The sequence below is a fragment of the Bacillus sp. 2B09 genome, assembly GCF_003946835.1.
GTDB classification, from domain to species: domain Bacteria; phylum Bacillota; class Bacilli; order Bacillales; family Bacillaceae; genus Bacillus; species Bacillus altitudinis.
On record NZ_RPSG01000002.1, the window covers coordinates 22,663 to 47,582 of the forward strand.

Below are 24,920 nucleotides of genomic sequence, written 5' to 3' on the forward strand. Positions count from 1 at the left end.
AGCTGCCTGTTTGACACCAATTAAAACCCTAAGTTTTGTAACCACTTGTTTAACAAGGCCTCTCGTTTCTCAGCGGTGAAGCGGTCGTATTTTCCTAAATTTAAATGAGCTGAAATTTCACCGTCATTCATAAACAAAATTCTTTCAGAGCAAAGGGCCACTTTTGGATCATGGGTGACGAGAAGCAGAGTTGTTCCTTCAGAATTGATTTGTGAAAAAATATCCATGACTTCCTTTGTGGTTCTTGAATTAAGAGCACCTGTGGGCTCATCTGCAAAAAGAATGTTTGGTTCATTCATAAGAGCTCGACAGATAGAGGCTCTTTGGAGCTGTCCTCCTGATACTTCTGATAAATATCTATCAGCTAAATGATCAATATCAAGTTTCTCCATTAGATATTTTGCTCGTTCATTGACTTCTTTTCTCGGCATTTTCTTCGCTAAGTAAGCTGCAGCAATGATGTTATCAAATAGATTGAGGTTTTTTAGTAAGTGGCTGTGTTGAAAGACGAATCCCATCTCTGATAAGCGCAAAGCTGTTAACTGTTTGTCTGTCATTTCTGATAGCAGTTGACCTTTATATTTGATTTCCCCTCTGGAGGATGTCTCTATACCGCTAAGTTGATAAAGCAAAGAGGTTTTTCCACATCCTGAAGGTCCCATAATGGTGACAAATTCTCCACGTTTAATTGATAAGTGAATATTTCTAAGAATGGTCTGTTTTTGTCCTTTTAATGAATCAATTTGTAAAGACAATTGTTTCGCTTCAATTAATTGTTCCATGTGAAACATCTCCTTATGAAAGTGTATGACGGCTGATTTTACTAGAAAAAAAGGACTTCAATAACCACGAGATGACAGTTAAATTCACCATAAACAGCAGGAGAGGATACACGATCCAAACCCATTTCGGGGCTAACCACTGAAGGCTGGATGCTCCTAATGATGCTCCGCCTGCACTCATTAACGCCGGACCAATAGTATGAACAGCGATTGCTCCAATGAAGGCACCAATAGAGAGAACGACGATAAAACTTGTTAAGTATTGATAGGTTAAATCTTTTTGAGAAAAACCAATCGTCCTTAACAAGTGAGTACGATTTAAATCTTTCGCCCTTAACATGTGTAGAAACATCATTAACATGAGGCTGGCTGTTCCAAAAGCTGCGATGGTTGAAAATAATGCAATCACTTTTACTAGAGATGCGGTGCTTCCTATTGTTTGATGCACATATTCTTTCATATCTGTCACTTTTGCAGGAGACATATTTGTTTCAAGTGCTGCTTTTTTTCCTGCCATGTCTATTCCTTGTTTTAATTGTATTTGAATGGTTTTCCAAAGGGATGATTGAGGAAAAGGCTGAGATAATGCTTTAGCAGTTTTCCCTCCGTTGGTGACGTCTTGATAAATGCCGGTAACCATTTTTTGAACTTGCTGCCCATTTGTGGCGAGAGTGACTTTTTCGCCTATCTTTTTCTGAAGTGAGTCAGCACTCAACACCGATAAAGCAATCTCTTCCTCCTTCAACGGTTCCCTTCCTTGTAAATAGGTGAGAGGGAATGCTGAAAAATCACCTGTTTCTAAATAGAGCGTTTCTAATGTATTCTCCATTGTTTTGGCTTGTAGAGAAGTTGTTTCATAGACGGCAGATGTTTGAATGTCTTGGTCTTCGCTAATCATAGACTCTATTTTATTTGTACTTTTCTCTAAATGATTTCCCTGCCGAATATCAATTCGAAGGTCACTTTTTCCAGAGCCAAGATATGTGATGAAATCTGGTGATTGTAATGTGTACCATAACTGAATCGGCATCAACATTAAAAATGTACAAAGCGCGATAATACAAGTAATTGTTGAATACATCTTTATTCGCGAGAACAGATCTTTCAAACCAAACCAAAAATTTACTGGGAGGAATCTGTTTTTCTGGAGGTGCATAGGAATTTGTTTTTTATGGCTTGGTGAGCTTATGCCGCCTTGAATGGCTTGAGCGGCTGATATTTGTCCAAATCTCCTTAGGACAGCATAGCTGAATGAGATGACGATCATTGCCGTCAAAATTGACACCAAAAGCGGGATCACCTGATGAATAAAAGAGAGGCGATTCCCCATATATTGCTGAATATTGGCTGTAAACAAATCACCAAACATGAGCGTCATTAAATATCCTGCTATACACCCTATACAGGCAAGCACAGCATATTTCCCAACGTATAATTGTTTGATTTTTGATAAAGGGATTCCAAGTACTTTTAAGATTCCAATTTCACGTTCATCCTCTTCTATAGCGGCGGTCATAGCGAGACGAAGAGAGAGGAGAGAAATGCTAATGAGCAGAAAGCAGACAAGAAGGAGAATGGCGATCACCATACCATCTGTTAGGGCATTCAGCATGCGAAGCAGGGGTAATGTGACAGCAGGCCCCTGTTGTGGCAGCTCAGATGATTGATAGAGTGATTGAAAAGCATCTGCTTGACCAGCATCATGCAATAAAAATTCAATTAAGTACTCCTTTTTTTGAAACACTTGATTCAGTGCCGCCCAGTCCGCATCATGCAGAAGAAATCTCTTTGAACTGACAAGACTTGGATTCATTTGGGCATCTCGTAAGAACGTTTTGATTTGAAAAGAGAATTGATGAGAGCCTTTTGTAATGAGTAACCTTTCGCCAATCTTTAAATGGTATTTTTGTTGAAAATAAATAGGGACTGCTACTTCTCCTTTATTTACAGTGAGCTTTTCATTTCGTTCGTTTAAAAGGAAATCAAAATAGCGATTTTGCTTTACAAATAAATGATCCATCACACCCGCTTGAGCAGGCTTCTGCCCGAACTTGATGCTGACATGTTCGATCGGAATCATTGGAACAATTTGATGTGCCTTCACCATCGACTGTTTACTTGAAAATGTATCGACCGCTTTTTCATCTAAGCTCCCATCGTGCATTTGGACAAAGTCTGGTGCTTTGGCTGATTGGAGTAAATCAGAAATGGAACCATTCAACTGGACTGTCATTTGCGCAGCGCTTGTTGCTAAAAATGATGTCATCATGATGCAAAGGGTTAAGCCGATTGAAATGAGACGGTGGCGGGTTAGGTCTTTCTTGATAAACGTCAATCTCATGAGGCTGATTCTCCTTCATGTCGAAGCATATTTTTTGTAAGGAAGGCAAGTGCAAACATCAAGGCACTGACGATTAACACGGTCACATACATGCTGGCGGAAAAAGTGTTGAACAAGAACCCGTACATCATTTGACCGAGCGGTGCAGCACATTGAGAGACCATTGTCAGATTGGCCATGACTTTTCCTAATTGAGCATTGGGTGTTTTCTTTTGCACATGTGAGATGACAACGATCGAAATCATGGTGAGCAGCATGGCAATTGGGAGACACCCTGCTAAAAAGAGAAAATAGGCTGGAAATGTCCCAAATTGAAGAGCCACCTTGGATGTTGAAAAAGCAACAGGCAGCAAAATGACTGCGATGACGAGCAGCCAGCGATACAAAGTAGGAATGCGCCAATGTTTCGCTACAAGCCCAACTAGCAGGGCGCCTGCGATGACGGCAAATTCAATGATGCCCATTCCTATTCCATACATGATGTCACTGCTTTTCATTGTGACCCTTAAAATAATGGGACCTCCAACGATAAAAAATGGTGTGAGGATGAAATTTAGCAGCGCTGCAAGCAGCATGGCTCTTTTTAAAAATGGCTGGCTTCCGATATAGGAAAATCCTTGTTTCATATCTTTCAAGAGTACTTTGGTCATCGGTTCTGCGAGTGGGCTAGGTGAGAAAGAGATATTTAACCGTAAAAGCATGCATGCTGATAGAAAAAATACAATGCTACTAGCACCTATGATGACCTGGCTCCCAATGAGTCCGTATAAAACGCCGCCAATGATAGGAGCGACAACACCTGAAAGGGCCTGCACGCCATTCACGATGCCATTTGCTTGTTCTAATTTTTCTTCTTTCACTAGCTGAGGAATACTCGACATCACAGCAGGAGCATAAAATGTACTCATGACACCAAGGAGAATCATGACGGCTCCAATCATATAAAGTGAATCATGACCTGAAAATAACCAGAAATAAAAAGCCAGAATCATAATGCCAGTAAGAACATCGAATAATATCATCAAATTTCTTCTGTTAAACCGGTCAGCAATTGCTCCTGCTAATGGCGAAAGGAGGAGCGGGATATTGGATAAAGCAAAAAGCAGGGCATATAAATCAACACGATGTGTCATATCCAAGACGTGTAAAGATAGAACAAAACGAATCAAGGAAGACCCGAAAACGGAAATAATTTGCCCGAGAACGAGGTAGATAAAGTGGGTGGAACCATTTTTGGCTGATGACGACATGAAAATCACTCTCCTTTTAGACCAACCGTCAGTCTATAATGTATGCAGGATTGGTATTGAAGTGACCAATCACTGATTATTGTCTTCCGGTTCTCCAGTTAAACGTTGGAGAAGGAAGGAGAAACTTCCCTTTTCTGCATGTAAAGAGGCTTCAAGGATTGCGATAAATGCTAGCGCCCGTTGTATGCTTTCCGCTGTGGTCCATTGGAAAAGTCCCTCATCAAAGATAACCTGTGCAGAAGCGAGGAGAAATTCGACAGTTTCTTGCGGGTAATCCGTTTGAAATATCCCTTCTTCTACCCCTTGCTGAATGACTTCTGCTAAAACGGGTGATAGCTCTGTAATGGCTTTGATCAAGCTTTTTTGATGCATCTCTGCATTAGCAGGCTGATGAAATTGTTCGATCATGCCTTCTTTATGGCTGCCCTGTTTAGGAGATTGTGCCATGATGATGCGAAATAATTTATCGACCACTGAGATATCTGGATCAGCGGCAATACGCTTTGCCTCGATGATATCTGCTTTTATGATCCGGTCAATGATTGCATCCATCACTTCTTCTTTGGAAGTAAAGTAATAATAGAATGTGCCTTTTGCAATGCCAACGGCTTTGAGGATGTCAATAATTGTGGTTTGCTGATAGCCTTTGGTTGAAAAAAGCTTCTCTGCTGCATTTAAGATGTCATTTTTGCGTTCCTCAGGATGTTTAACGGTTCTCATAAAGCCATCCTTTCTTTTGACTAGACTGTCGGTCGATCCCTTGATTTGATTAAACACTTTTTGGCGTATCTTTGTCAACGGCTGTTTTTTTGAAGCTTTGCATTTATTGTGCAATGACACTATGATACATTGAATGAAAACCCCTTCAGGAGAGATGCTGAATGCAATTTTTGACCAGTGAATTGGCGCAAGAGATGGTTGAACGTACGATGCATATTTTACATCAAAACATCAATGTCATGAATGCAGATGGTGTCATTATTGGGTCTGGTGAACGAAAAAGGATTGGACAAAAACATGATGGAGCACGTCTAGTGCTGTCAAGCGGAGATAGTGTGGAGATTGATCAGGAGACATCCCGCCGCTTAAAAGGCGTGAGACCTGGAATCAATCTGCCTATTTGCTTTCGGGAACAAGTTGTTGGTGTCATTGGGATTACGGGTGAGCCAGAGAACATTCGTCATCATGCTGAGCTGGTGAAAATGGCAGCTGAGCTCGTTTTAGAGCAATCTTTTCTGCTTGAACGCTTCCAGTGGCGGCAGCGAATAGAGAGTGAAATTGTGAATCAGCTCATCTCCGAGTCTGACATGGGTGATCATCAGCTGAAGCACCGTGCTGACTGGCTTGGAATGGATTTAGACAAGCGGCGAATGGCTATTGTTTTTCAGCCGATTCCATCGTCCGAGGATACTGTACACAAAATGATGCACGCCATTCAATACGATAAGAATGCGGATGATTTACTAGGCATGACCTTCCGTCATGAATTGATCCTGTTAAGACAGCCGATATGTGACCATCAACTCAAGCATGTGATCGAACAGCTACAGCAAACAATGGCAGGTGCAGTTGATGGACAAGTGCTAGTGGGTGTAGGAACTGTCGCTGAGGACATGAGTCAATTACCTTTGTCCTTTCAGCATGCGAGAGAAGCCCTGCGGTTAGGAAAGGTGCTCCATCCAGAGGAAAGCATATATGTTTTTGAATCTTATCAGCTTGAAAGCTTGTTTATAAAAGCGAGAGCCGCCAAAGAGGGCAAACGGTGGAGTGATTTTTATCATCCGCTGATACAAGAAACGGAACTCGTTCAAACGTTAAAGGTTTACATTGAAGAGGGTGGGGACTTACAAAGAATCGTTGATCGTCTATTTATTCACCGTAATACACTGCGATATCGTTTAGATAAAATCCAGGCATTGACCGGAAAAGATCCTCGTCATGTGAAACAGTTGATGGAGCTGTACATAGCACAATTGGACAATCAACTGTCTTAATTGTGCATTTGCACAACTGGATGAAGAAATAAATAAAAGAAGTTCATCTAGATTCACAACTCGATCCCAATGGGTAAACGCTTACAATTAAGAAAAGACAATCAGGAGGGATGGAGTATGGGTGGAGATGTGACAGTGAGTACATTGGGCGCATTGACTGCGCTTGTGATCGCTATTGTTCTTATTCTAAAAAAAGTATCACCTGCTTATGGCATGCTGGCAGGCGCATTTATTGGCGGCTTGGTTGGCGGTGTAGATGTTGTGCAGACCGTGAACGTCATGATGGAAGGCGCAAAGGACATGATTCCGGCTGTTCTTCGAATCATGGCGGCAGGTGTACTGGCAGGGGTTTTAATTGAGTCGGGTGCTGCGTTATCTATTGCGGAGGCCATCGTGAAAAAGCTTGGAGAGGCGAGGGCACTTTTAGCACTCGCACTTGCAACAATGATTTTAACAACGGTGGGTGTTTTTGTAGATGTAGCAGTCATTACAGTAGCACCAATCGCACTTGCCATTGCCAAGCGTGCAAAACTTTCTAAAACGGGGATTTTACTTGCGATGATTGGAGGAGGGAAGGCGGGGAATATCATGTCACCGAATCCGAATGCCATTGCAGCCTCTGATGCCTTTGGTGTACCGCTTACTTCCCTGATGGCGGCAGGTGTTATACCGGCTATTTTCGGGATAGCCGTCACGTATGTATTAGCCAAAAAGCTTGCGAATAAAGGGACACCTGTTTTGGAAGAGGGAGCTGACCAAGGCGAGGTTCAAGTACCTGGTTTTCTACAAGCGCTTGTCGGCCCACTTGTGACCATTCTCTTGTTAGCCTTGAGACCGTTGTTTCAAATAAATATTGATCCAATGATTGCCTTACCAATAGGAGGAATTGTCGGCGCTCTTTTCATGAAAAAAGGGAAGTTTCTCAATGATTATGCGATGTCAGGGCTGCATAAAATGTCAGGTGTAGCGATCATGTTACTAGGGACAGGCACATTAGCTGGAATTGTATCGAATTCTTCCATGAAAGAGGTATTTATTCAAGCGCTTGACGCTTCGGGATTACCTCCTTACTTGCTTGCACCAACGTCTGGAATTTTTATGTCGGCAGCCACAGCTTCGACAACTGCAGGGACGGCAGTTGCAAGTGGTGTATTTAGCGGAACTCTTATTGGTCTTGGTGTATCTGCCCTTTCAGGCGCAGCTATGATTCACGCTGGCGCAACTGTTCTCGATCATATGCCGCACGGAAGCTTTTTCCATGCAACGGCGGGAAGTGTTCAAATGGATATAAAAGAACGGTTGAAATTAATGCCCTTTGAATCGTTAATTGGTTTGACATTAACTGTGGTATCGACCATTATCTTTGGTATTTTCCAGCTGTTCGGCTGAGGACTTAATGAGAAACGAGGGGTTTTTGGATGAAAATTGTGATCGCACCAGATTCATTTAAAGAAAGTTTATCTGCTTATGAGACAGCATGTGCCATCGAACGAGGATTTCGCTCTATTTTGCCATATGCAGAATATATGAAAATCCCAATGGCAGATGGAGGAGAAGGCACAGTTCAATCGTTAGTGGATGCGACAGGCGGAACCATTGTCCAGCAAGTGGTCACAGGCCCGCTTGGCAAACCTGTAGATGCCTTTTTTGGTATGTTGGGAGATGGGCAGACAGCTGTCATAGAGATGGCAGCAGCATCAGGATTACATCTTGTCCCGCCAGAAAAACGGAACCCCTTATTCACGACGTCTAGAGGGACAGGAGAATTAATGCTTGCAGCGCTGGATAAAGGAGCGAAGCATTTAATCATTGGGCTTGGCGGAAGCGCAACAAATGATGGCGGCGTTGGCATGATGCAAGGTTTAGGTGCTTCTTTTCTCGATAAAGCAGGCCAACACCTCACGCCGGGCGGTGGATCACTGAATCAATTAGCTTCTATTGATCTATCTCGACTGGATCCAAGATTGCGATCCGTCCGTCTGGAAGTGGCGTGTGATGTGGATAATCCTTTAACGGGTGAAAGAGGAGCGTCTGCTGTGTTCGGTCCTCAAAAGGGAGCAGATGCAGAAATGGTTCAACTGTTGGACAAGAATTTATCTCATTTTGCACAAGTGGCTAAGCAGCATCTTCATGTCTCCTTTGGTGATGCAGCAGGTGCAGGAGCGGCAGGAGGACTGGGCGCGAGTTTATTAGGCTTTTTACAGGCTGATCTGCAAAAGGGAATCGATATTGTACTGAAAGCCGTACATTTTGCTGACGTACTAAAGGACGCTAACCTAGTCATTACAGGGGAAGGCCGGATTGATCAGCAGACCATTTACGGCAAAACGCCGATCGGTGTAGCCAAAGCTGCGAAACAATATGGACTCCCTGTCATTGGCATCGCTGGGTCCCTCTCAAAAGACAGTGCAGTCGTACATGATCATGGCATTGATGCACTTTTTAGTATTGTCCCTGGCGTCACGACTCTGGCTGAAGCCATGCATGATGCTAGTGTGCATGTAGAGAGAACAGCAAGGAATATTGCGGCTGTCATGACATTTGGAAGAGATAAGTAAATGATGAAAAATGTTTCCTTTTCTATCACATTCCTTTCTATAGAAATGTGGTAAAATGGTTCTAAATGAAAAAGAAAGTTGGAGGAAACACAAATGTCTAATCTACCGAATTGTCCATCGTGCAGTTCAACCTATACATACGAGGATGGCAGCATGCTTATTTGTCCAGAATGTGCGCATGAGTGGTCGCTAGAACAAGAACAAGCGGCAGAGGAGCAGCTAGTTGTCAAAGATGCGAATGGAAATCTATTAAGTGATGGTGACACGGTCACTGTGATTAAAGATTTAAAAGTCAAAGGTTCTTCTTCGGTTTTAAAAATAGGGACGAAGGTCAAAGGGATTCGTTTAGTCGAAGGCGATCATAACATTGATTGTAAAATTCCTAGCTTTGGCGCAATGAAGTTAAAATCGGAGTTTGTGAAGAAAGTATAATATATGAAAAGAGGCTGTCGATCATCAGCCTCTTTTTTATTTCGATATTTATAGGTGAAAGGTATAATCTTAAACATCATTTCATACATATGTACCTATTGAAAATCATTCTTTTTTTAAAAAATCAAGCCTCTTTTCTTATAAAAATTCACGCTTTTCTTAACTCTACCTTAAAAAAGGCAGATGATTCTCTAAATTTTGCCTAATCCCCTTCACAACTTTTGGGCATTGCTGTACCATATGGAAGTGTTCTTCTATTTTTGACGGATCATGGTGTTTATCAGGAAATAGATGATAGATGATACTTAGACAAAGAAGGAGAGGTAACGTGACGAACGTTTTAGAACTGCAAAATGTATCTAGGCATATTCGCGGGAAAAAGATTGTTCAAGACTTGAGTTTCTCTGTCCAAGCGGGCGAAGTCTTTGGCTTCTTAGGGCCGAATGGCGCAGGAAAAACGACAACCATTCGCATGATGGTCGGTCTTTCTCCCATTACATCCGGTGACATTCTGATTAATGGTCATAGTATTCAAACCTCATATCAGCATGCCATCCAAGATGTCGGTGCGATTATTGAAAACCCAGAAATGTATAATCATTTAACGGCAAGACAAAACCTTGTTCATTTTGCCAGAATGAATGGAAAAGTGGATGAAGGTCGAATTGATGAACTGCTAGAACTAGTTAGTTTGCAGCATGTGAAACATAAGCGTGTCCGTACGTTTTCATTAGGAATGAAGCAGCGTTTGGGGATTGCTCAGGCATTGATACATAAACCGAAACTGCTAATCTTAGATGAGCCGACCAATGGACTAGATCCAGAGGGAATTCGTATGATACGAGATTACTTGAGAAGGCTGGCAAAGGAAGAAGGGCTTGCTGTCATTGTTTCAAGTCATCTCATGTCAGAAATGGAATTGATGTGTGATCGTTTCGCCATTATCCAAAAAGGAAAGCTGATTGCGATTGAGGATCAGCGTGCGGAGACGAAGCAGGATGATTTGGTCAATTATCGAATGAAAGTAGCATCAAGTGAGCTTGAAGAAGCTCAAAAGCTCATTGAAGCATTTGAGGAAGGCATCACAGTTAGAGAAGAGGAGCAGTACTTATTCTTCTCCATCCTAGAAGAGAAAATGCCACAATTGATTCGTCATTTGAGCGAGGCTTCTATTCATTTGTACGAAATCAAAGTAGAAAAACAAACCTTAGAAGATAAGTTCTTAAGCTTAACAGGTAAAAAGGAGGCAGACGTATGATTCGCCTCATTCAAAACGAGTGGATGAAAATCAGTTATCGTGTGGGTACTTGGATTATGGTTGGGCTTCTTGTTTTAGGTATGATTGCGACGTTGATTTTTGCTGTTAAGACAAATGACGGAGATCAAGCATCCGGTGATTGGAAAACTGAGTTGCAAGAAATCAATAAAGCAAAGAAGCAAGAATTGAAAGAGGATAATATAAGATTTTATAAGAGATCCCTTGAAACCGATATAGCGATCAATGAGTATCGAATCAAACATGATTTACCTCCAGCCGATCAATTCGGTAAAAATGCATGGACTTATGTGAAAACAAATGCTAATTTGCTTCAGCTGGTCGGTGTATTTGTGATTATTATTGCAGCCACAATTGTCTCGGCTGAATATAAGCATGGTACAATTAAATTATTACTGATTCGTCCGCCATCCAGGTTGAAGGTTCTTTTGTCTAAATACTTTACCGTCCAACTATATTCACTTTTCCTGATCGCTGTCCTATTTATCTTATCCTTTATCTTAGGCGCGATATTCTTTGGACTAAACAATGATTATGTGTATTTGGCTTATCAAAATGGTGAAGTCATTGAACGGTCTCAGTTTGCAAATATGGTCTCTTATTATTTGGCGCATTGTGCTATGTTTGTTGTATTAGGGACACTTTCTTTTGCCATCTCAACGGTGTTTAGAAGTGAGGCCATTTCCATAGCGATTAGTGTATTAGCCTATGTTGTCGGAGCATCCATCACAAGCATTTTGATGTTCTTCTTTGATTGGGCGAAATACTTATTGTTTGCCAACGATCCTGTACAGTATTTCGCAGAAACACCTACTTATATCGAAGGCATGTCCCTAGGATTCTCACTAACGGTCCTAGTCATTTATTGGGCCATCTTCTTGGCGGTTGCTTTAATCGTCTTCCAAAAGCGAGAAGTAAAAACAGGTTAATTTAACTCTTTAGGAGGTTTCTATTAATGATTAAGCGTAAAGGTGAAAAAATTATGGGGATCATCAGTATTGTCCTCAACGTAATTGGTGTTGGTTTTGGGGCATTGATGCTCTCTGTGGACCCAGCAGTTTATGAAGAAATGAATGAAATTTTACAAGAGGAAGGCAGCGCCTTGCCAGTTGAAACACTTGAGGCATCGGTTCATGCCTTTGGCGTTCAGTTTATGGTTGTTTCCGCAATTGCGGCTGTCTTAGCCCTTGTTGGTGTGATTGTTTTGAAAACAGACCGCCGTGCCGTGCTTTCTGGTATTCTTTTCTTGGTTTCGGCTGTGACTCTTTTAATTGGAACTGTTGGTCTTGCTTTCGTTCCGATGATCTTGTTGCTAATCGTTGGATTGATGTCACTCATTAGAAAACCAAAAACAGACATTCACACGAGTGAATATCCTTCATAATTCAAAGAAAAAGACATGCGCTGGTTTGCGCATGTCTTTCTTTTTATATGATGCCAATCAGTTTGGCGATGATGAGTAAAACGATACTGAACCCCCACATCCAAAAGAAGGAGTAGCGGATATGTTTCCCCATATCGACCCCTGCAAGACCGATGGCAAGCCATACAGCAGGTGCAAGGGGGCTGACAAAGGTGCCGATGATATTTCCAATCATCATGGCGTATGCCGCAGATGTCCCTGACACACCAACCTCTGATGTAATCGATTCGACAATCGGCAAGAGTGCATAATAATAGGCATCCGTACTTGTCAGCATATCAAGCGGAACCCCAAATATCCCCACAATGATATGTAAAAATGGCAGTAAGAAAGCTGGCAAAATGTGAATACTATCCACTGCAATCGCCTTCAGCATGCCCGTTCCTTCAAGAATTCCTAAAAAAGAACCTGCGGAGAAAATTACAGCTGCCATCATTAGTGCACTTGGAGCATGCGCCTTAATTCGCTCCATTTGTACATTCACATTCGGATAGTTCACCAAAAGTGCTAGTGAAAGACCAATCATAAACATATAACTAGCAGGAATCACGTTCAGCACGAGAAGGACAACAACAGCTAAAAATAGAATGAGGTTGACCCACATTAAGTGATAACGCTTTAAAGACGCATCGCCTGTTTCGCTGATCGATTGAATAGCACGATCCCAATCAGCGCCTTCTAATTGAACAGCAGCTACTTCATTTGCCGCGATTTTCACCCGAATTCGTTTTTCTTCTCTTTTTCCTAAAATGAATGCCATTCCTAATACGAGCACGACCCCAATCAGCTGAATGGGAATGAGCGGTACCCACAGTTCAGATGGGTCCATATTAAGGACACTCGCTGCCCGTCCTGTGGGGCCAGCCCAAGGCACCATATTGGTTAATCCAGCACTCGTCCCGATTAACAATAGCAGTAAGTAAGGACTCATATGTAATTTTTTATAAAGTGGAAGCAGTGCAGGTACAGTTAATAAAAAGGTTGTAGCGCCTGCTCCGTCTAAGTGTGCGATGACTCCAATCAAGGCAGTTCCCATCGCAACTGTGACAACATTCCCTCTTGTCAGTTTGATTAACGTTTTAATTACAGGTTCAAAGAACCCTGTATCTTGTAAAATGCCAAAAAATAAAATGGCGAAGATGAACATGGTCGCCACCGGCAATACTTTGATAATCCCTTCTTCAAAGAAGGTTTGAATGTCATTGATACCAAATCCCGCGATGAATGCCCCTATTAAAGGCACCATGACCATGGCGACAATTGGGCTTGCTTTCCCCCAAATCAGCAAAACAACAATCGTTAAAATAATCAACAATCCAACAAACGTTAACATAAGCCCCTCCCCCTACAATAAACCGTTTACATTTGTTTGTTTTTTTTACCAATGCAATCCCACATTTGCATTGAAAAAAAGAGTATCAAAAATATGAGTATTAGGCAACCGCTTTCATACCTATACAATGGTAAAAAAGGATGGCGGGGCCAATCATGGTGCGGTGTTCAATATGTCAAAAAATTTAGATAAAAAATAATACTTCTATTGATAATCTACTGCCGGGAGAAATTTTATAGGTATTTAGATTCAACAAAAAGTAAAAAGCGCCCTTTGGATGGACGCTTCTTTCACACTATTTTTTCAAAATAACGTATTCGTAAGGATTCAGTTGTAACCGTTGAGATGTATGCTGTCCAGTCAGCAAATTTTCATAGCTTTCCGCTGAATCTATTGAAATGTTCTGTTGCTGTTCTGTAAAATTCATCATAAACATAAAGTCCTGCGATCCATCAGTGCGTTTCTGGACGCTGACGCCCTCTGGAATCGAAGAGGAGAGGATCGGTTGTATGCCTATTCCTGTGATGAGATCTTCGTAAAAATCATCATAAAACGCTTGCTCATTTTCAGAAGCCATATAGTATGCTTTCCCTTTGCCAAATGGACGAACAGTAAGGGCGGGCTGTCCTTCATAGCAGCCATTCTCAAAATGCCCTAACACAGAGGCTGATTCTGGGTGAATGGATTCGCAAAATTGCCCGACATGATAAGTGCGTCCATTTCCTGTGGTCATTAAGACGTGTTCATCTGGCATCAATGTGTTGATTTCCTCTGCCCAAACACCAAGTACATGGCGGAGAGGGCCAGGGAAACCACCGAGGAAACAGAGGTCGTTTTCATCGACCATGCCGCTCCAGTATGTTGCCACAAAAATGCCGCCCTCTTTGACAAATGCTTCTATTTTTTCTGCCACGCCTGGTTTGATCATGTAGAGCATTGGTCCCACAAGCACTCGATAGGATGAGAAATCCTTTTCCATCCCGACAATATCAACAGGGATGCCCTTTTTCCAGAAACTGCGATAGTGAGTTTGGCAAGCCTCTACATAGCGTTTGTTGGTATTATTTAAGCCTTGCGCATCATCAATTGCCCAATGGTTTTCCCAATCATATATGATGGCGACTTCTGGTTGAACGGATGTACCCGCAATCGGTTGAAGCTGCTCCAGCTGTTTTCCTAAATCAGCGACTTCTTGAAACACACGCGTGTGTTCATGTCCTGAATGATCCACAACGGCCCCATGGAATTTTTCAGAGGCGCCTCGGCCTTGTCTCCACTGGAAATAAAGGACGGAGTCGGACCCGTGGGCAATCGCCTGCATGGCAGAGAGGTGTGCCATTCCTTTATGCTTCACCTTATTCACTTCATGCCAGTTCACGAGGCTTGGTGTGCTTTCCATCACAAGAAACGGCTGACCGCCCTTTAATGAACGATACAAATCGTGAACGAAGGCGACGTTTGACGCTAATTCTGCAGTGGTTTCTCTGCCGCTATGCCATGCTGGATAGCTATCCCATGAGATCACGTCGACTTCTTTTGCAAATTGATGATAATCCAGTCCAAGGAATGGACGCATATGCGGATAGTCGCCCATAAAATTGGTGGTTACTGGTACATGAGGTGTTAATTCTCGTAGCGGTTCAATTTCATTTTGATAAAAATTGATCGTTTGCGCTGTGACAAAACGCTTCCAGTCTAGGTTCATGCCGTGAATCATGTGCTCCCCATGCGGTGCAGGTGACTCGATTTGTGACCAATCGGTAAAGGTGTGGCTCCAAAATCCCGTCCACCATGCTTGGTTCAAAGCTTCAAGGTCATGGTTGTATTTGTCTTTCAAATAGTCTCTAAATGCTTCTTGGCAAAGATCACAATGACATTCACCGCCGTATTCATTTGAAATGTGCCACATGATCAGCGCTGGATGGTCCTTGTAGCGTTCAGCGAGCAAACGATTGAGTGTATTCGTTTTTTCTCGATAAACCGGCGAGGTGAAGCAATGATTATGGCGAAGTCCGTGTAAGTTGCGCTGGCGGTTTGCTTCAACGCGTAAGACTTCTGGATATGTTTGAGAGAGCCAAGCAGGTCTTGCTCCGCTTGGCGTGGCGAGAATGGCGTGAGCTCCCTGCGCTGCCAAGCGGTCCATGATATCATCCAGCCAGGCAAAATCATATTCCCCTTCTTTTGGCTCGAGCTTGCTCCAAGCGAAAATGTTGATAGAGAATGTTTGACAGTGTGCAAGCTTCATTAAACGAAAATCTTCGTCAATGATCTCCGGCATATGAAGCCATTGATCAGGGTTATAGTCGCCACCATGCAAAAAGCCTTTCACATTTGGGTGAACGAGTGGGTAACGCTTTCCCATTTTGTCACGTCCTATCTGTTTAATTACGGTGTCATTTGTTTAAATACATCAAGAGAAGGCAGGGCTTTTCCGTTGAAATCAAACATGGCCTGATTTTCCCAAGCATTCCCGACTGTGCCGGTTGTTTGAATGTAAGCGAGCCCGTATTGACTAGACCATGGCGCACCTTTTGCTGGAATCCAAAGCGGCTCCCAATAAAAGAACCCTTTCCCGCGATTGTTTTTCACTTGTGAAATTTTTTCTGATAGATCTCGTATAAAAGATGCCTGCCCTTGTGGTGATGCTGGATAACCGGCCGTATTGACTGAATCTTGGTTAAATGAGTTATCGAGGTTGTCACCATTTGCTGTTGTAAAGCCGTAGGCGGTTTCTACCACGATGACATCTTTGTTATAGCGGGCGCTAATATCATTCATATTGTTAGTAAGACCGCTAAATCCGCCGTCCCAATACGGGTAGTAGGATAAACCGATCGTATCGAACGAAACGCCTCGTTTGGTGATTTCATCAAACCACCAGCGAGATGCGCCATTGTCTCCTCCATGTGCAAGGTGAAGCATGACTTTGATGTTTGAATCGACAGAGCGGACAGCATTTGTTCCCGCTTTTAGCAAAGCAGCGAGTCGGTCAAATTCACCGCCGCCTTCACCCCAGCTTTTTCCGTTCGGCCAAAGCATACCTGAATTCAATTCATTCCCGACCTGCACCATATTTGGTAGGGCATTTTGTGCTCTCATCGCTTTGAGCACATCGCTTGTGTAAGTGCCAACCGCTTTCTCTAAATCGCTTTGCGAGAGATTGGTCCAAGCTTTCGGTTTGAACTGTTTACCGGGATCGGTCCAGAAATCACTGTAGTGAAAATCAAGCAGCACTTTCATATTTTGTGCTTTTGCACGTTTCGAGAGAGCAATGGCGGTATTTAAATCGTTTGTCCCGCCGTTATATGCACGGCCTTGGTTGTCGTATGGATGGTTCCAGAGTCTGATGCGTACATAGTTGACACCTTTCTCTTTTAATAGCTTGAGCGGATCAACCTGCTGCCAGTTTTGGTTGTAGTATTTGCCGCCGCTTCGCTCCACTTCTGCGAGCATGGAGATATCGGCTCCTTTGATGAAATCACCTTGCAATCCATTGATCGGTTTCACCGAAATCGTATCAGCCTTTGCTTCAGGCAGAATACCTAACCCCATCAGAAAGAAAACGACAACAGTGACAAGCAACCATTTCTTCATCAAATCTCCCCTTATCCTTTAGTCCCGCCTTGTGTGAGGCCGGATACAAATTGTTTTTGTAAAACAAGAAACAATAAAGCAACTGGAATCGCAATGAGTAAAGCCCCGGCTGCAAAGGTCGTGTAGCTGGCACCCATTTTGTCTGATACAAGATTGTATAGACCAATTGGGAGCGTATACATTTCGGGTGAACGGACAATGACACTGGAGATGATGAAATCACCCAGCGGTCCTGTAAATGAGTTGATGGCAACAACGGCTAAAATCGGCTTGGCAAGCGGCATAATAATTTGGATGAAAATCCGGAAATGCCCTGCGCCATCCATTCTGGCTGATTCATCAAGATCCTTTGGAATCGCATCAAGATAGCCTTTCATTAAATACGTATTCATCGGAATTTGTCCGCCTGCATAAATCAAAATCAATGCAAGATGGCTGTTAATGAGTCCAAGCATTTGAGCCAATACAAAAATGGCAATCAGCGCTGAAAATTGAGGAATCATTTGCAGCAGCAAAAAGAGCATCAGTCCATTCTTGCGTCCTTTGAATCGGAACCTGGAAAAGGCATAACCTGTAAAGCTGACAAGTATCAACGTTAAGAGCATAGTCGCAATACTGATTTTCATTGAGTTCCAATACCATTTTGCATAAAGTGCTCCCTGACCGAAGAAGAGTTCTGTAAAGTGGCTGAACGTTGGATTCTTCGGAAACATGCTTGTGCTCATCAGGCTATTCCCGGGATTAAAGGAAGCACCGATCGTCCAAAGGAGTGGATATAGAATACATACGGAGGCGATGAAAAGGATGAAATAAGTGATACTCAGGCGAATGAGCTTATTTTGTTTTGATCCCATATCACATCATGTCCTCCTCTTTAAATGAATTCGTTCTCTTAAACTGCCAAAGTGCAATGGCAATGACGAAGATCGACAGTAAGATCGTAACAGCGGCAGCGAGTGCATATTGAGAAGATTGCATCGTCAGTTTGTAAATCCAAGACACCAAGATGTCTGTGCCCCCAGCAGTTGAGCCAGCCACAGGCGGTCCTCCGCCATTAAATAAGTAGATGATATTAAAGTTGTTAAAGTTAAACGTATATTGCGTGATTAATATAGGTGCAATTGAATAGAGGACAAGCGGTAATGTAATGGAACGGAATTTCTGAAAGAAATTTGCCCCATCAATGGTTGCAGCCTCGTATAAATCTTCAGGAATGGCCTGTAAAACGCCGGTTGTCATAATGAACACAAAAGGAAAACCAAGCCAAGTCTGCATCGCAATAAGAGCGATTTTGCTCCAAAATGGATCTGTCAGCCATGGTTTTGGATCAATTCCAATCGATGCAAAAAGGGTATTGTTGATCGCACCAAACGTGTCGTTAAACAATCCAGCAAACACCAAAATGGTCACAAATCCTGGAACAGCCCACGGCAGAATCAAAATCGTTCTGAAAAACCGTTTTCCTTTTAAATCTTTTTGATTGAGCAGAACCGCTAGGAAAATGCCGACAGCACATTGAAGGGTCGATGCAGCCAACGTCCATACGACCGTCCAGCCTAGTACATCAATGAATGTGTCTCTCCAAATATCGATTGAAAAGATATTTTGAAAGTTTTTGATGCCTACCCAATCAATGAGATTGGCAGGAGGCGAGTGGTATAAATCATAGTTTGTAAAGGCCAGCGCAAAGCTGAACATAATAGGAAAGACAACAGAGAATAGAAGTAAAAAGAAAGCAGGAGTGCTCATTAAGTAAGGAAAGCCTTGGTCGATGAGCTGATGGTATTGAGCACGGATGGAATGAAGCGGAACCCCTTGATCACGTTTCTTTCCGTTCATAAATGCATCTCGTATCATGAGTACATAAAAACCGATGCCAAATCCAGCTGTTAAAAGTGCAATAATTCCTTTTGCTAAAAGGAAAACAGAGTTGTCACGAGGCAGCATCGTACCAAGTGTGAACAGCCCCCAGAAGCCAATATTGAATAAATCATAAAACACAAGTAGAAAAGAAACGCCAAACAGGAAAAAGAGTGCCCCTTTGCCATACTGTTTGTTGTATATTTGCCCCATCCCGGGTATAAGAGAGAACATTAGCGCCCGTCTCCGGTGTGTCTTTGATTCCACTATGTGTGTGCGGTCTAGTTCAAGGTTACCCGTCACGTCTAACACCTACTTCATATGAAATTAGATCAAGTGCAGGCAGCATGATAGATGAACAGCTACCTGCGCTTGATGTTTATTTGGAGTGATTCGCTTTAATTTGCGAGTCGATTTGTTTAACCGCATCATCAAATGCCTTTTTCACATCGGTACGGCCGGTCGCAATCAGTCCTAATGCACTGTCAATCGGCTTCCACACCTCTGCCATTTCTGGATTGTTCGGTGTCAGCGTGGCATATTTCGTTTGCTTTGAAACAGCATCCGCATTAGCGTTTTCAGTAATGACTGGGTCTTTCATCAGCTTTTTCACTGGTGGAATTTCCTCTGTTACTTCAAAGCGCTTTTTTGAATTTTTTTCGTTCGTGATAAACTCAACAAATTTCTCGGCAAGTTCTTTATTTTTAGAATAAGAGGAGACGTTGTAGCTCTTTACACCTAAGAACGAGCTCATATGTTTTCCGTTAGGGAGTGTTGGCAGTTCCGTTACGCCATAGTCGATACCCGCTTCTTTATAAGGACCAAATGACCATGGACCAGAAATCACAGCCGCAGCCTTTTTCTCAGTGAATAAGGAATTGAGGACATTGATTCCTTGCTCACCAATGATGCCTTTCGGGAAAAGTCCTTCGCTAAAGAATGTCTGAATGTATTTTCCGCCTTCGATGGCACCATCGTTATTAAGACCAATATCATTGACGTCATAAGACCCATCGTTTTTCTGTTTGAAAATATAGCCACCTGAACCGCCTAATACACTTTGTGCGTAGTAAATTTCATCCCACTTCGCAACAAAACCGTATTTCCCGTCCTTTGTCAGCTTTTTCGAAAGGTCATACCAGCCATCGAGTGTCGTAGGTGCCTTTTTCACAAGGTCTTTGTTATAGAAAAGCACAGTGGTTTCAACGGATTTTGGCAGGCCATACAGCTTACCATCTACCGTTTGTGATTGAATCGATTCGTCTGTGAAGGAATTGATCACTTTTTCATCTGGTTTGATTTCTTGTAACAATCCCTCTGTGACAGCTGATCCAATTTGGTCGTGAGGCATGGTGATGACATCTGGACCAGTGCCGGCTGCGCCATCAAGACGAAGCGCTTCAATTTGGTCGGCATATGCTTTTTCGACTACTTTGACTTTCACATCGTTTTGTTTTTCAAATTCTTTGACGGCGTCTTGAATCCCATCAGACTTTTTGACATCCTCCCACACTAGCAAGGTCTTTGTACCTGTAGATGCCGGCTGTGTACCGCTTGAATTGTCATCTCCTGGTCCGCATGCTGACAGTAGCAGCACAGCAGTACCAACGACTGCCGATAATGTCGCCCATTTTCCCTTTTTCATTCGTAATCCCCTCTCGTTCTTTTTTCACAGATGATAAGAAAACGCTTTCTTAATGTGAGAATATCAACTTGAGTAAAAAAAGTAAACACATTTTATTAAATTTATTAAGTAAAATTTTTTACTGAAATAAAGAGAAAAGAAGCCCACCATATACGGCAGGCCTTCCAGCTGTTTATATCGTGCTTTTCCGAAAGACAGGTTCTGAGGCAATCAGCACGGTTTTTGGTAATGTTCTGCCATCAACAAGTCTTTCTAAAAGTAAATCGACAGCTGTTTCGCAAAGTAAAGAGGTATGGATGTGATAAGTTGTGAGCGGTGGTGACACATATTGAGAGACGTGAATATCGTTGATACTAAAGACACTCACTCGATTTGGTAAAGAAAAACCGCGTTCATTTAATGCTTGTAAACAGCCTATCGCAAGAGGATCACTTGCGACACAAAAAGCGGTTGGCAGGTGATCGCCGAGCTCGTCGATCGCCTTCATCATCAATGAATAGCCTTCATCTACAGAGAAGTGGTCGCCGATATAGACCAATTGTTCATCCAGTTTGTTGTGTGCTGTCATGTACTGGCGGAAGGTCGTTTCACGAATATCTGGAATCCGCCTATTTGTATTGAGATCAAGATCTGTCCCGCCAATAAATCCGATGGATGTGTGCTGTTTTTCGATAAAAGAATCAATAATCTTTTCTACAATTCGTTTCAGGTTTGGTTTCACAGAATCAAAGCGGTCTTCATCTGGTGATGTATCAATAAAGACGATATGTTTTGTGATCGCATATAATTGATCAAGCTCAGTTTTTTTAAATCGACCGATGGCGATGATGCCTTCTGTAGAAGGATCAATCGATTGAAGACCATCAGACGGGTTGTAAGCGGTAACATTTAAGCTTCTGGTATTGGTGAGTTCCTCAATGCCTAGACGAATGGATTTAAAATAAATATCTTCAAGCTCTTCTTTTTCGGTCATCCAATAGAGAAAGGCAATTTTTTTTAGTGAATGTTTGAATGTCTTTTTTTGATAGGACAAAGCTTCTGCTGCCGCGTATACTCTCTCACGTGTTTGATCCGTAACCGATAGGTTGGGATCTTGATTCAATACGCGAGACACGGTGGCGATGGATAATCCGGCTTTTTCCGCAATGTCCTTTATTTTAGCTGCCAAGTCAGCACCTCCTATAGAAAATATCTCCTTTCAGTATAGAGTCTTTAAAAAAATTAGTAAATATTTTTATTAAATTGATTGGTTTAGGCTATTCTTTACGAGTTGGAAAGGAATTAGTAAGATATATGTATTGAAGATGTAGGATTAAGATTTCTGATAGGAGAGGGACAGATGTATTATGATGCACTGAAGACATTTGTGACAGTGGTAGAAGAGAAAAACTTTACAAAAGCAGCTCAGAAGCTACGGATTTCTCAACCGAGTGTCAGTCTTCACATTAAGAACTTGGAGCAGGAATTTCAGACGGTTCTGCTCAATCGTTCGCCAAAGCAATTAACGGTGACGCCAACTGGGGATATGCTGTACCATCGATCAAAACAAATCATTCGTTTATATGAACAGGCGAAGCAGGATATTTATGAGCATCATCATCTGGCACGAGGGAAGCTCACGATTGGAGCGAGTTTTACCATTGGGGAGTATGTGCTGCCACAAATTTTGGCACAATTTCATCAGCTCTATCCGCATGTTGATATTGAGGTAGTCATTGATAATACAGAGGCGATCGCTAGACATGTTCGGTTGTTCCATGTCGACATCGGACTGATTGAAGGACAAACCAATGACAAAGAACTCTCTGTAGAAACGTTCCTAGAGGATGAACTGTATATCGTTGCCCCATTAGACCATCCGTTTGCAAAGAAAAAGGATGTCACCATTGATCAATTGCAAAATGAAACATGGATCACAAGAGAAGAAGGATCTGGGACAGGAGAATACTTACAGCACGTCCTGAAATCAAATGGACTGAAAGCGCGGACCTTTGTGACATTTAGCAGCAATCAAGCGATTAAAGAAGCTGTCATTCATGGAATGGGGCTGTCTGTTTTATCTAAATATGTCCTCCAGCGGGGCAGCATTGGCGGGGAATTGGCTGTCATTTCTGTGAGGGGAATGGACTTTAAACGGACATTTTCCTATGTCGAATCCCCGATGACAGGTGGGAATAAAAATAAGGAATTGCTTGTTGAGTTGTTGAGAAAAGAGAAAAAAGACGCTTCTCCGCAGTAGGAGAAACGTCTTTTTTTATAATCCTTTGATGTTGATTTCATCGACTGGGAGGAAAATCTCACCTGTATCTGTGTACTTCATGTTGACTTGATCGCCTTCTTTTAAATAAATAATAAGAGGCTCTTTTTCAGATGACATGGTGTAGTTTTTCCCATCGTCTAGTAAGAAGGTGACGGTTGTATAATCACCGGTCTTTTCCTTATACACCCTCTTCACTTTGCCTGTCGACTCTTTCTTTTCTTGCTTTGATGAACTATTGACGGTACCGCCGCCTTTTTGAAGAGCTGTTTTATAGGCTCTTAGTGCTTCGTTTGGTGTAGAAGCATATGCGGCGATTTCAGGATTGGCTGCCGAAACAATAAAGTAGTTTTGCAGGAATCCGTTTGAATCGAGAACAGGTGTAAGCCAGCTGGCTTCCCCGTAGAAATTATAAAGAATCGGCATGCGGCCCTTCCATTTCTTCTCGATAAATCGTTTCTCAATAATTTGCAAAGCTCCCTGTGAATCCATGTAGGATTCTTCAAGATTACCCGTATAATACGTGGCTTTTCCTGTTCGGGCATTTGTTAGTGCATACCCGAGCATGGAATCAACGCCCTCTTTTGGACTGGTGAAATCTGTGAAGTAATACATATCCCCTTTTGAATCAAACACCGGACTTACATTGGCTTCAGTCCCCTCATCAGAAGGCAGCTTCACATCTGATTTTCCAAACATACTGTTCCAGAAACCATGAACATAGTTGCCGAAGTAACTATTTTGCAGACTGACGGCCTCTGGTGACACAGCGCCATCAATAAAGGCTGGTACTTTGTCTAAGGAATATTTCTTCGTTTCACCCGTTTTGGCATCCACAACAACTACACCGGAAGCTTTAAACCCGTTTCGTGCAGAGATGAAATCTCCAAATGTTTGGATGTAATAAGGCTTGCCATCATCATTGATCTCGAGCTGCGTGTCTCCATAGAAAATCAAATCTGGGTACTGAAGACGGATATGCCGCTCAATTTCCTTATTGAAATAGGAAGAAGGCGTATAGACCATCTCAGTTTTCACAAACTTTGGATTGGCAGATGAGTCGGTCGCACTTAATGTAAAGTAACCCGGTGTGCTACCAGAACGAATCCATTTAAAGAAATCGGAGAACTCGACGGGGGCGATATACACATACTCACCATTGACCTTCTGAATTTGCAAGCTGCCAAGCTCGTAGTAACTCGTGTTTGGCACCTGTCCGAACGATTTCTTCATCTTATTGCGAGCAAATTGCGGTGGTACACTCGCAGGTGTTTCTGTCTCATCGAACGCTTTGATTTCGACTTTTTGCTCCATCTTAGACACGTCGAATTTCTCATTTGCATTAAATAGAAAAGCGGTTGCCATATAAACACCGAGCAGCAATAAAATGAGAAATAATACGCCCTTGATCTTCCGCTCCAATCCCACTGATAAAAAGGCACCTGCTGCTGTCACAACAAGTCCAATGAGCCACAGTGATGATGGGTTGCGGTCTAAATTGGTGATGTAGTAGAAGCCGAAAATCCCAATGATAAACAGCAGTGCCAGTCCCGCAATCCACATAAGCGGCACCTGTTGTTCAGTCCCTTTCTTTCTAACGATTAACCTGAGTGGTGTGAGCAAAAGGGTCAGGACAAGACCGATCACAACCGAAAATAACAACATATATCCCACAAACAGAACTCCTTTCAAATCAATCACTCTTTTAGTATATACGAGTGAGGCGTGGAAAAGATTCACCGGATGGAAGGTTCATTTAAATGCCGATCGAATCAATGGCTGATTGAACATCTTCTTTCAGCTCAAAAAATGTGAGTCTTTTTTCAATTTTTTCGATTAAGGCGTCAATGGCTTCACCTGACATATGGGTTTGGATGTTCCTTTGATGTTTGTACACGTTAATCAGAAGGTCATCAATCAGATCTACTATTTTTTTGGCTTCTTGACGATCCTCTGCAAATTCATTTTGAAGTTGATGCCGGATGGCTCTGATCAGCGCTGTTTTCTGTTCTTCCTTGATCTTTGCCTTCAAAGCAGCCAGCTCTGCTGGTGTCATATCTTCCGTGTTAAAGTTTGCTTGAGAGAAGATGGAGCTAGATGTATGCGTATCTGTGACTCTCTGCAAAAAACGATCTGCGTCTGTTGGTTGTTTCTTTGAAAATTCCATTTGTCGTA

The 24,920-nt window shown here is 42.5% G+C and carries 21 protein-coding genes; 8 read left to right on the forward strand and 13 right to left on the reverse strand.

Features of this window, described 5'->3' with window-relative positions; translation table 11 throughout:
* Positions 1-20: 20 nt before the first annotated feature.
* The 4 genes from EBQ12_RS05085 to EBQ12_RS05100 all read right to left on the reverse strand — a co-directional run bounded on the left by EBQ12_RS05085 (position 21) and on the right by EBQ12_RS05100 (position 5,093).
* Complete coding sequence (locus EBQ12_RS05085; RefSeq protein ID WP_008347378.1) at positions 21-782, reverse strand: ABC transporter ATP-binding protein; 762 nt, start codon at positions 780-782, stop codon at positions 21-23.
* A gap of 13 nt (positions 783-795) precedes the next feature.
* Positions 796-3,123: an FtsX-like permease family protein gene (locus EBQ12_RS05090; protein WP_125589249.1), complete on the reverse strand. Its 2,328-nt coding sequence runs from the start codon at positions 3,121-3,123 to the stop codon at positions 796-798.
* Positions 3,120-4,373, reverse strand: a complete 1,254-nt coding sequence (locus tag EBQ12_RS05095; RefSeq protein ID WP_008347373.1) for an MFS transporter — start codon at positions 4,371-4,373, stop codon at positions 3,120-3,122. The genes EBQ12_RS05090 and EBQ12_RS05095 overlap by 4 nt, the downstream gene beginning before the upstream one ends.
* A 69-nt stretch (positions 4,374-4,442) precedes the next feature.
* Positions 4,443-5,093 carry a TetR/AcrR family transcriptional regulator gene (locus tag EBQ12_RS05100; protein WP_008347371.1) on the reverse strand — a complete coding sequence of 217 codons (651 nt, stop codon included), beginning with the start codon at positions 5,091-5,093 and terminating at the stop codon, positions 4,443-4,445.
* A gap of 161 nt (positions 5,094-5,254) precedes the next feature.
* Between EBQ12_RS05100 and EBQ12_RS05105 the strand changes: the two genes are divergently transcribed.
* The 7 genes from EBQ12_RS05105 (at position 5,255) to EBQ12_RS05135 (ending at position 12,017) form a co-directional block, all read left to right on the forward strand.
* Positions 5,255-6,367, forward strand: coding sequence for a CdaR family transcriptional regulator (locus EBQ12_RS05105; RefSeq protein ID WP_017368391.1), 1,113 nt, complete (start codon positions 5,255-5,257; stop codon positions 6,365-6,367).
* Between the two features lie 117 nt (positions 6,368-6,484).
* Positions 6,485-7,756, forward strand: a complete 1,272-nt coding sequence (locus tag EBQ12_RS05110) for a GntP family permease (RefSeq protein ID WP_039962847.1) — start codon at positions 6,485-6,487, stop codon at positions 7,754-7,756.
* A gap of 29 nt (positions 7,757-7,785) precedes the next feature.
* Positions 7,786-8,925 (forward strand): glycerate kinase, encoded by a 1,140-nt coding sequence (locus EBQ12_RS05115; RefSeq protein ID WP_125589250.1) that lies wholly within the window; start codon positions 7,786-7,788, stop codon positions 8,923-8,925.
* Between the two features lie 93 nt (positions 8,926-9,018).
* The gene (locus EBQ12_RS05120) at positions 9,019-9,357 is read left to right on the forward strand and encodes a zinc ribbon domain-containing protein YjdM (RefSeq protein ID WP_017359922.1); all 339 of its coding nucleotides are present in this window, start codon (positions 9,019-9,021) and stop codon (positions 9,355-9,357) included.
* A gap of 328 nt (positions 9,358-9,685) precedes the next feature.
* Positions 9,686-10,615 carry an ABC transporter ATP-binding protein gene (locus EBQ12_RS05125; RefSeq protein WP_099496972.1) on the forward strand — a complete coding sequence of 310 codons (930 nt, stop codon included), beginning with the start codon at positions 9,686-9,688 and terminating at the stop codon, positions 10,613-10,615.
* Positions 10,612-11,562: an ABC transporter permease subunit gene (locus EBQ12_RS05130; RefSeq protein WP_008347358.1), complete on the forward strand. Its 951-nt coding sequence runs from the start codon at positions 10,612-10,614 to the stop codon at positions 11,560-11,562. The genes EBQ12_RS05125 and EBQ12_RS05130 overlap by 4 nt, the downstream gene beginning before the upstream one ends.
* Before the next feature lie 26 nt (positions 11,563-11,588).
* Positions 11,589-12,017 carry a DUF4064 domain-containing protein gene (locus tag EBQ12_RS05135; protein WP_048002505.1) on the forward strand — a complete coding sequence of 143 codons (429 nt, stop codon included), beginning with the start codon at positions 11,589-11,591 and terminating at the stop codon, positions 12,015-12,017.
* A gap of 43 nt (positions 12,018-12,060) precedes the next feature.
* Here EBQ12_RS05135 and EBQ12_RS05140 read toward each other — a convergent pair whose 3' ends face one another.
* From EBQ12_RS05140 to EBQ12_RS05175, 7 genes are all read right to left on the reverse strand, one after another.
* Positions 12,061-13,389 (reverse strand): CitMHS family transporter, encoded by a 1,329-nt coding sequence (locus EBQ12_RS05140; protein ID WP_125589252.1) that lies wholly within the window; start codon positions 13,387-13,389, stop codon positions 12,061-12,063.
* 295 nt (positions 13,390-13,684) lie between these two features.
* On the reverse strand, positions 13,685-15,751 hold the full coding sequence (locus EBQ12_RS05150) for a beta-galactosidase (protein WP_125589254.1): 2,067 nt from the start codon (positions 15,749-15,751) through the stop codon (positions 13,685-13,687).
* Between the two features lie 23 nt (positions 15,752-15,774).
* Positions 15,775-16,983, reverse strand: coding sequence for a glycoside hydrolase family 53 protein (locus tag EBQ12_RS05155; protein WP_035703992.1), 1,209 nt, complete (start codon positions 16,981-16,983; stop codon positions 15,775-15,777).
* Positions 16,984-16,994: 11 nt separating this feature from the next.
* A complete protein-coding gene (ganQ, locus tag EBQ12_RS05160; RefSeq protein ID WP_007497274.1) occupies positions 16,995-17,837 on the reverse strand; it encodes a galactooligosaccharide ABC transporter permease GanQ in 843 nt (280 codons plus the stop codon).
* A 1-nt stretch (position 17,838) separates the two neighbouring features.
* Entirely contained in the window at positions 17,839-19,077 is a 1,239-nt protein-coding gene (locus EBQ12_RS05165) for a carbohydrate ABC transporter permease (RefSeq protein ID WP_045033662.1), read from the reverse strand.
* Between the two features lie 145 nt (positions 19,078-19,222).
* The gene (gene ganS / locus EBQ12_RS05170; protein WP_035703994.1) at positions 19,223-20,488 is read right to left on the reverse strand and encodes a galactooligosaccharide ABC transporter substrate-binding protein GanS; all 1,266 of its coding nucleotides are present in this window, start codon (positions 20,486-20,488) and stop codon (positions 19,223-19,225) included.
* A gap of 172 nt (positions 20,489-20,660) precedes the next feature.
* Positions 20,661-21,656, reverse strand: a complete 996-nt coding sequence (locus tag EBQ12_RS05175) for a LacI family DNA-binding transcriptional regulator (RefSeq protein ID WP_125589256.1) — start codon at positions 21,654-21,656, stop codon at positions 20,661-20,663.
* Positions 21,657-21,827: 171 nt separating this feature from the next.
* On the opposite strand from EBQ12_RS05175, the gene EBQ12_RS05180 reads away from it, so the two are divergent.
* Complete coding sequence (locus EBQ12_RS05180) at positions 21,828-22,727, forward strand: LysR family transcriptional regulator (RefSeq protein WP_025208260.1); 900 nt, start codon at positions 21,828-21,830, stop codon at positions 22,725-22,727.
* 15 nt (positions 22,728-22,742) lie between these two features.
* Here EBQ12_RS05180 and EBQ12_RS05185 read toward each other — a convergent pair whose 3' ends face one another.
* Positions 22,743-24,419: a hypothetical protein gene (locus EBQ12_RS05185; protein ID WP_041508025.1), complete on the reverse strand. Its 1,677-nt coding sequence runs from the start codon at positions 24,417-24,419 to the stop codon at positions 22,743-22,745.
* Positions 24,420-24,501: 82 nt separating this feature from the next.
* The gene (locus tag EBQ12_RS05190) at positions 24,502-24,912 is read right to left on the reverse strand and encodes a hypothetical protein (protein WP_024720438.1); all 411 of its coding nucleotides are present in this window, start codon (positions 24,910-24,912) and stop codon (positions 24,502-24,504) included.
* Positions 24,913-24,920: the final 8 nt, after the last annotated feature.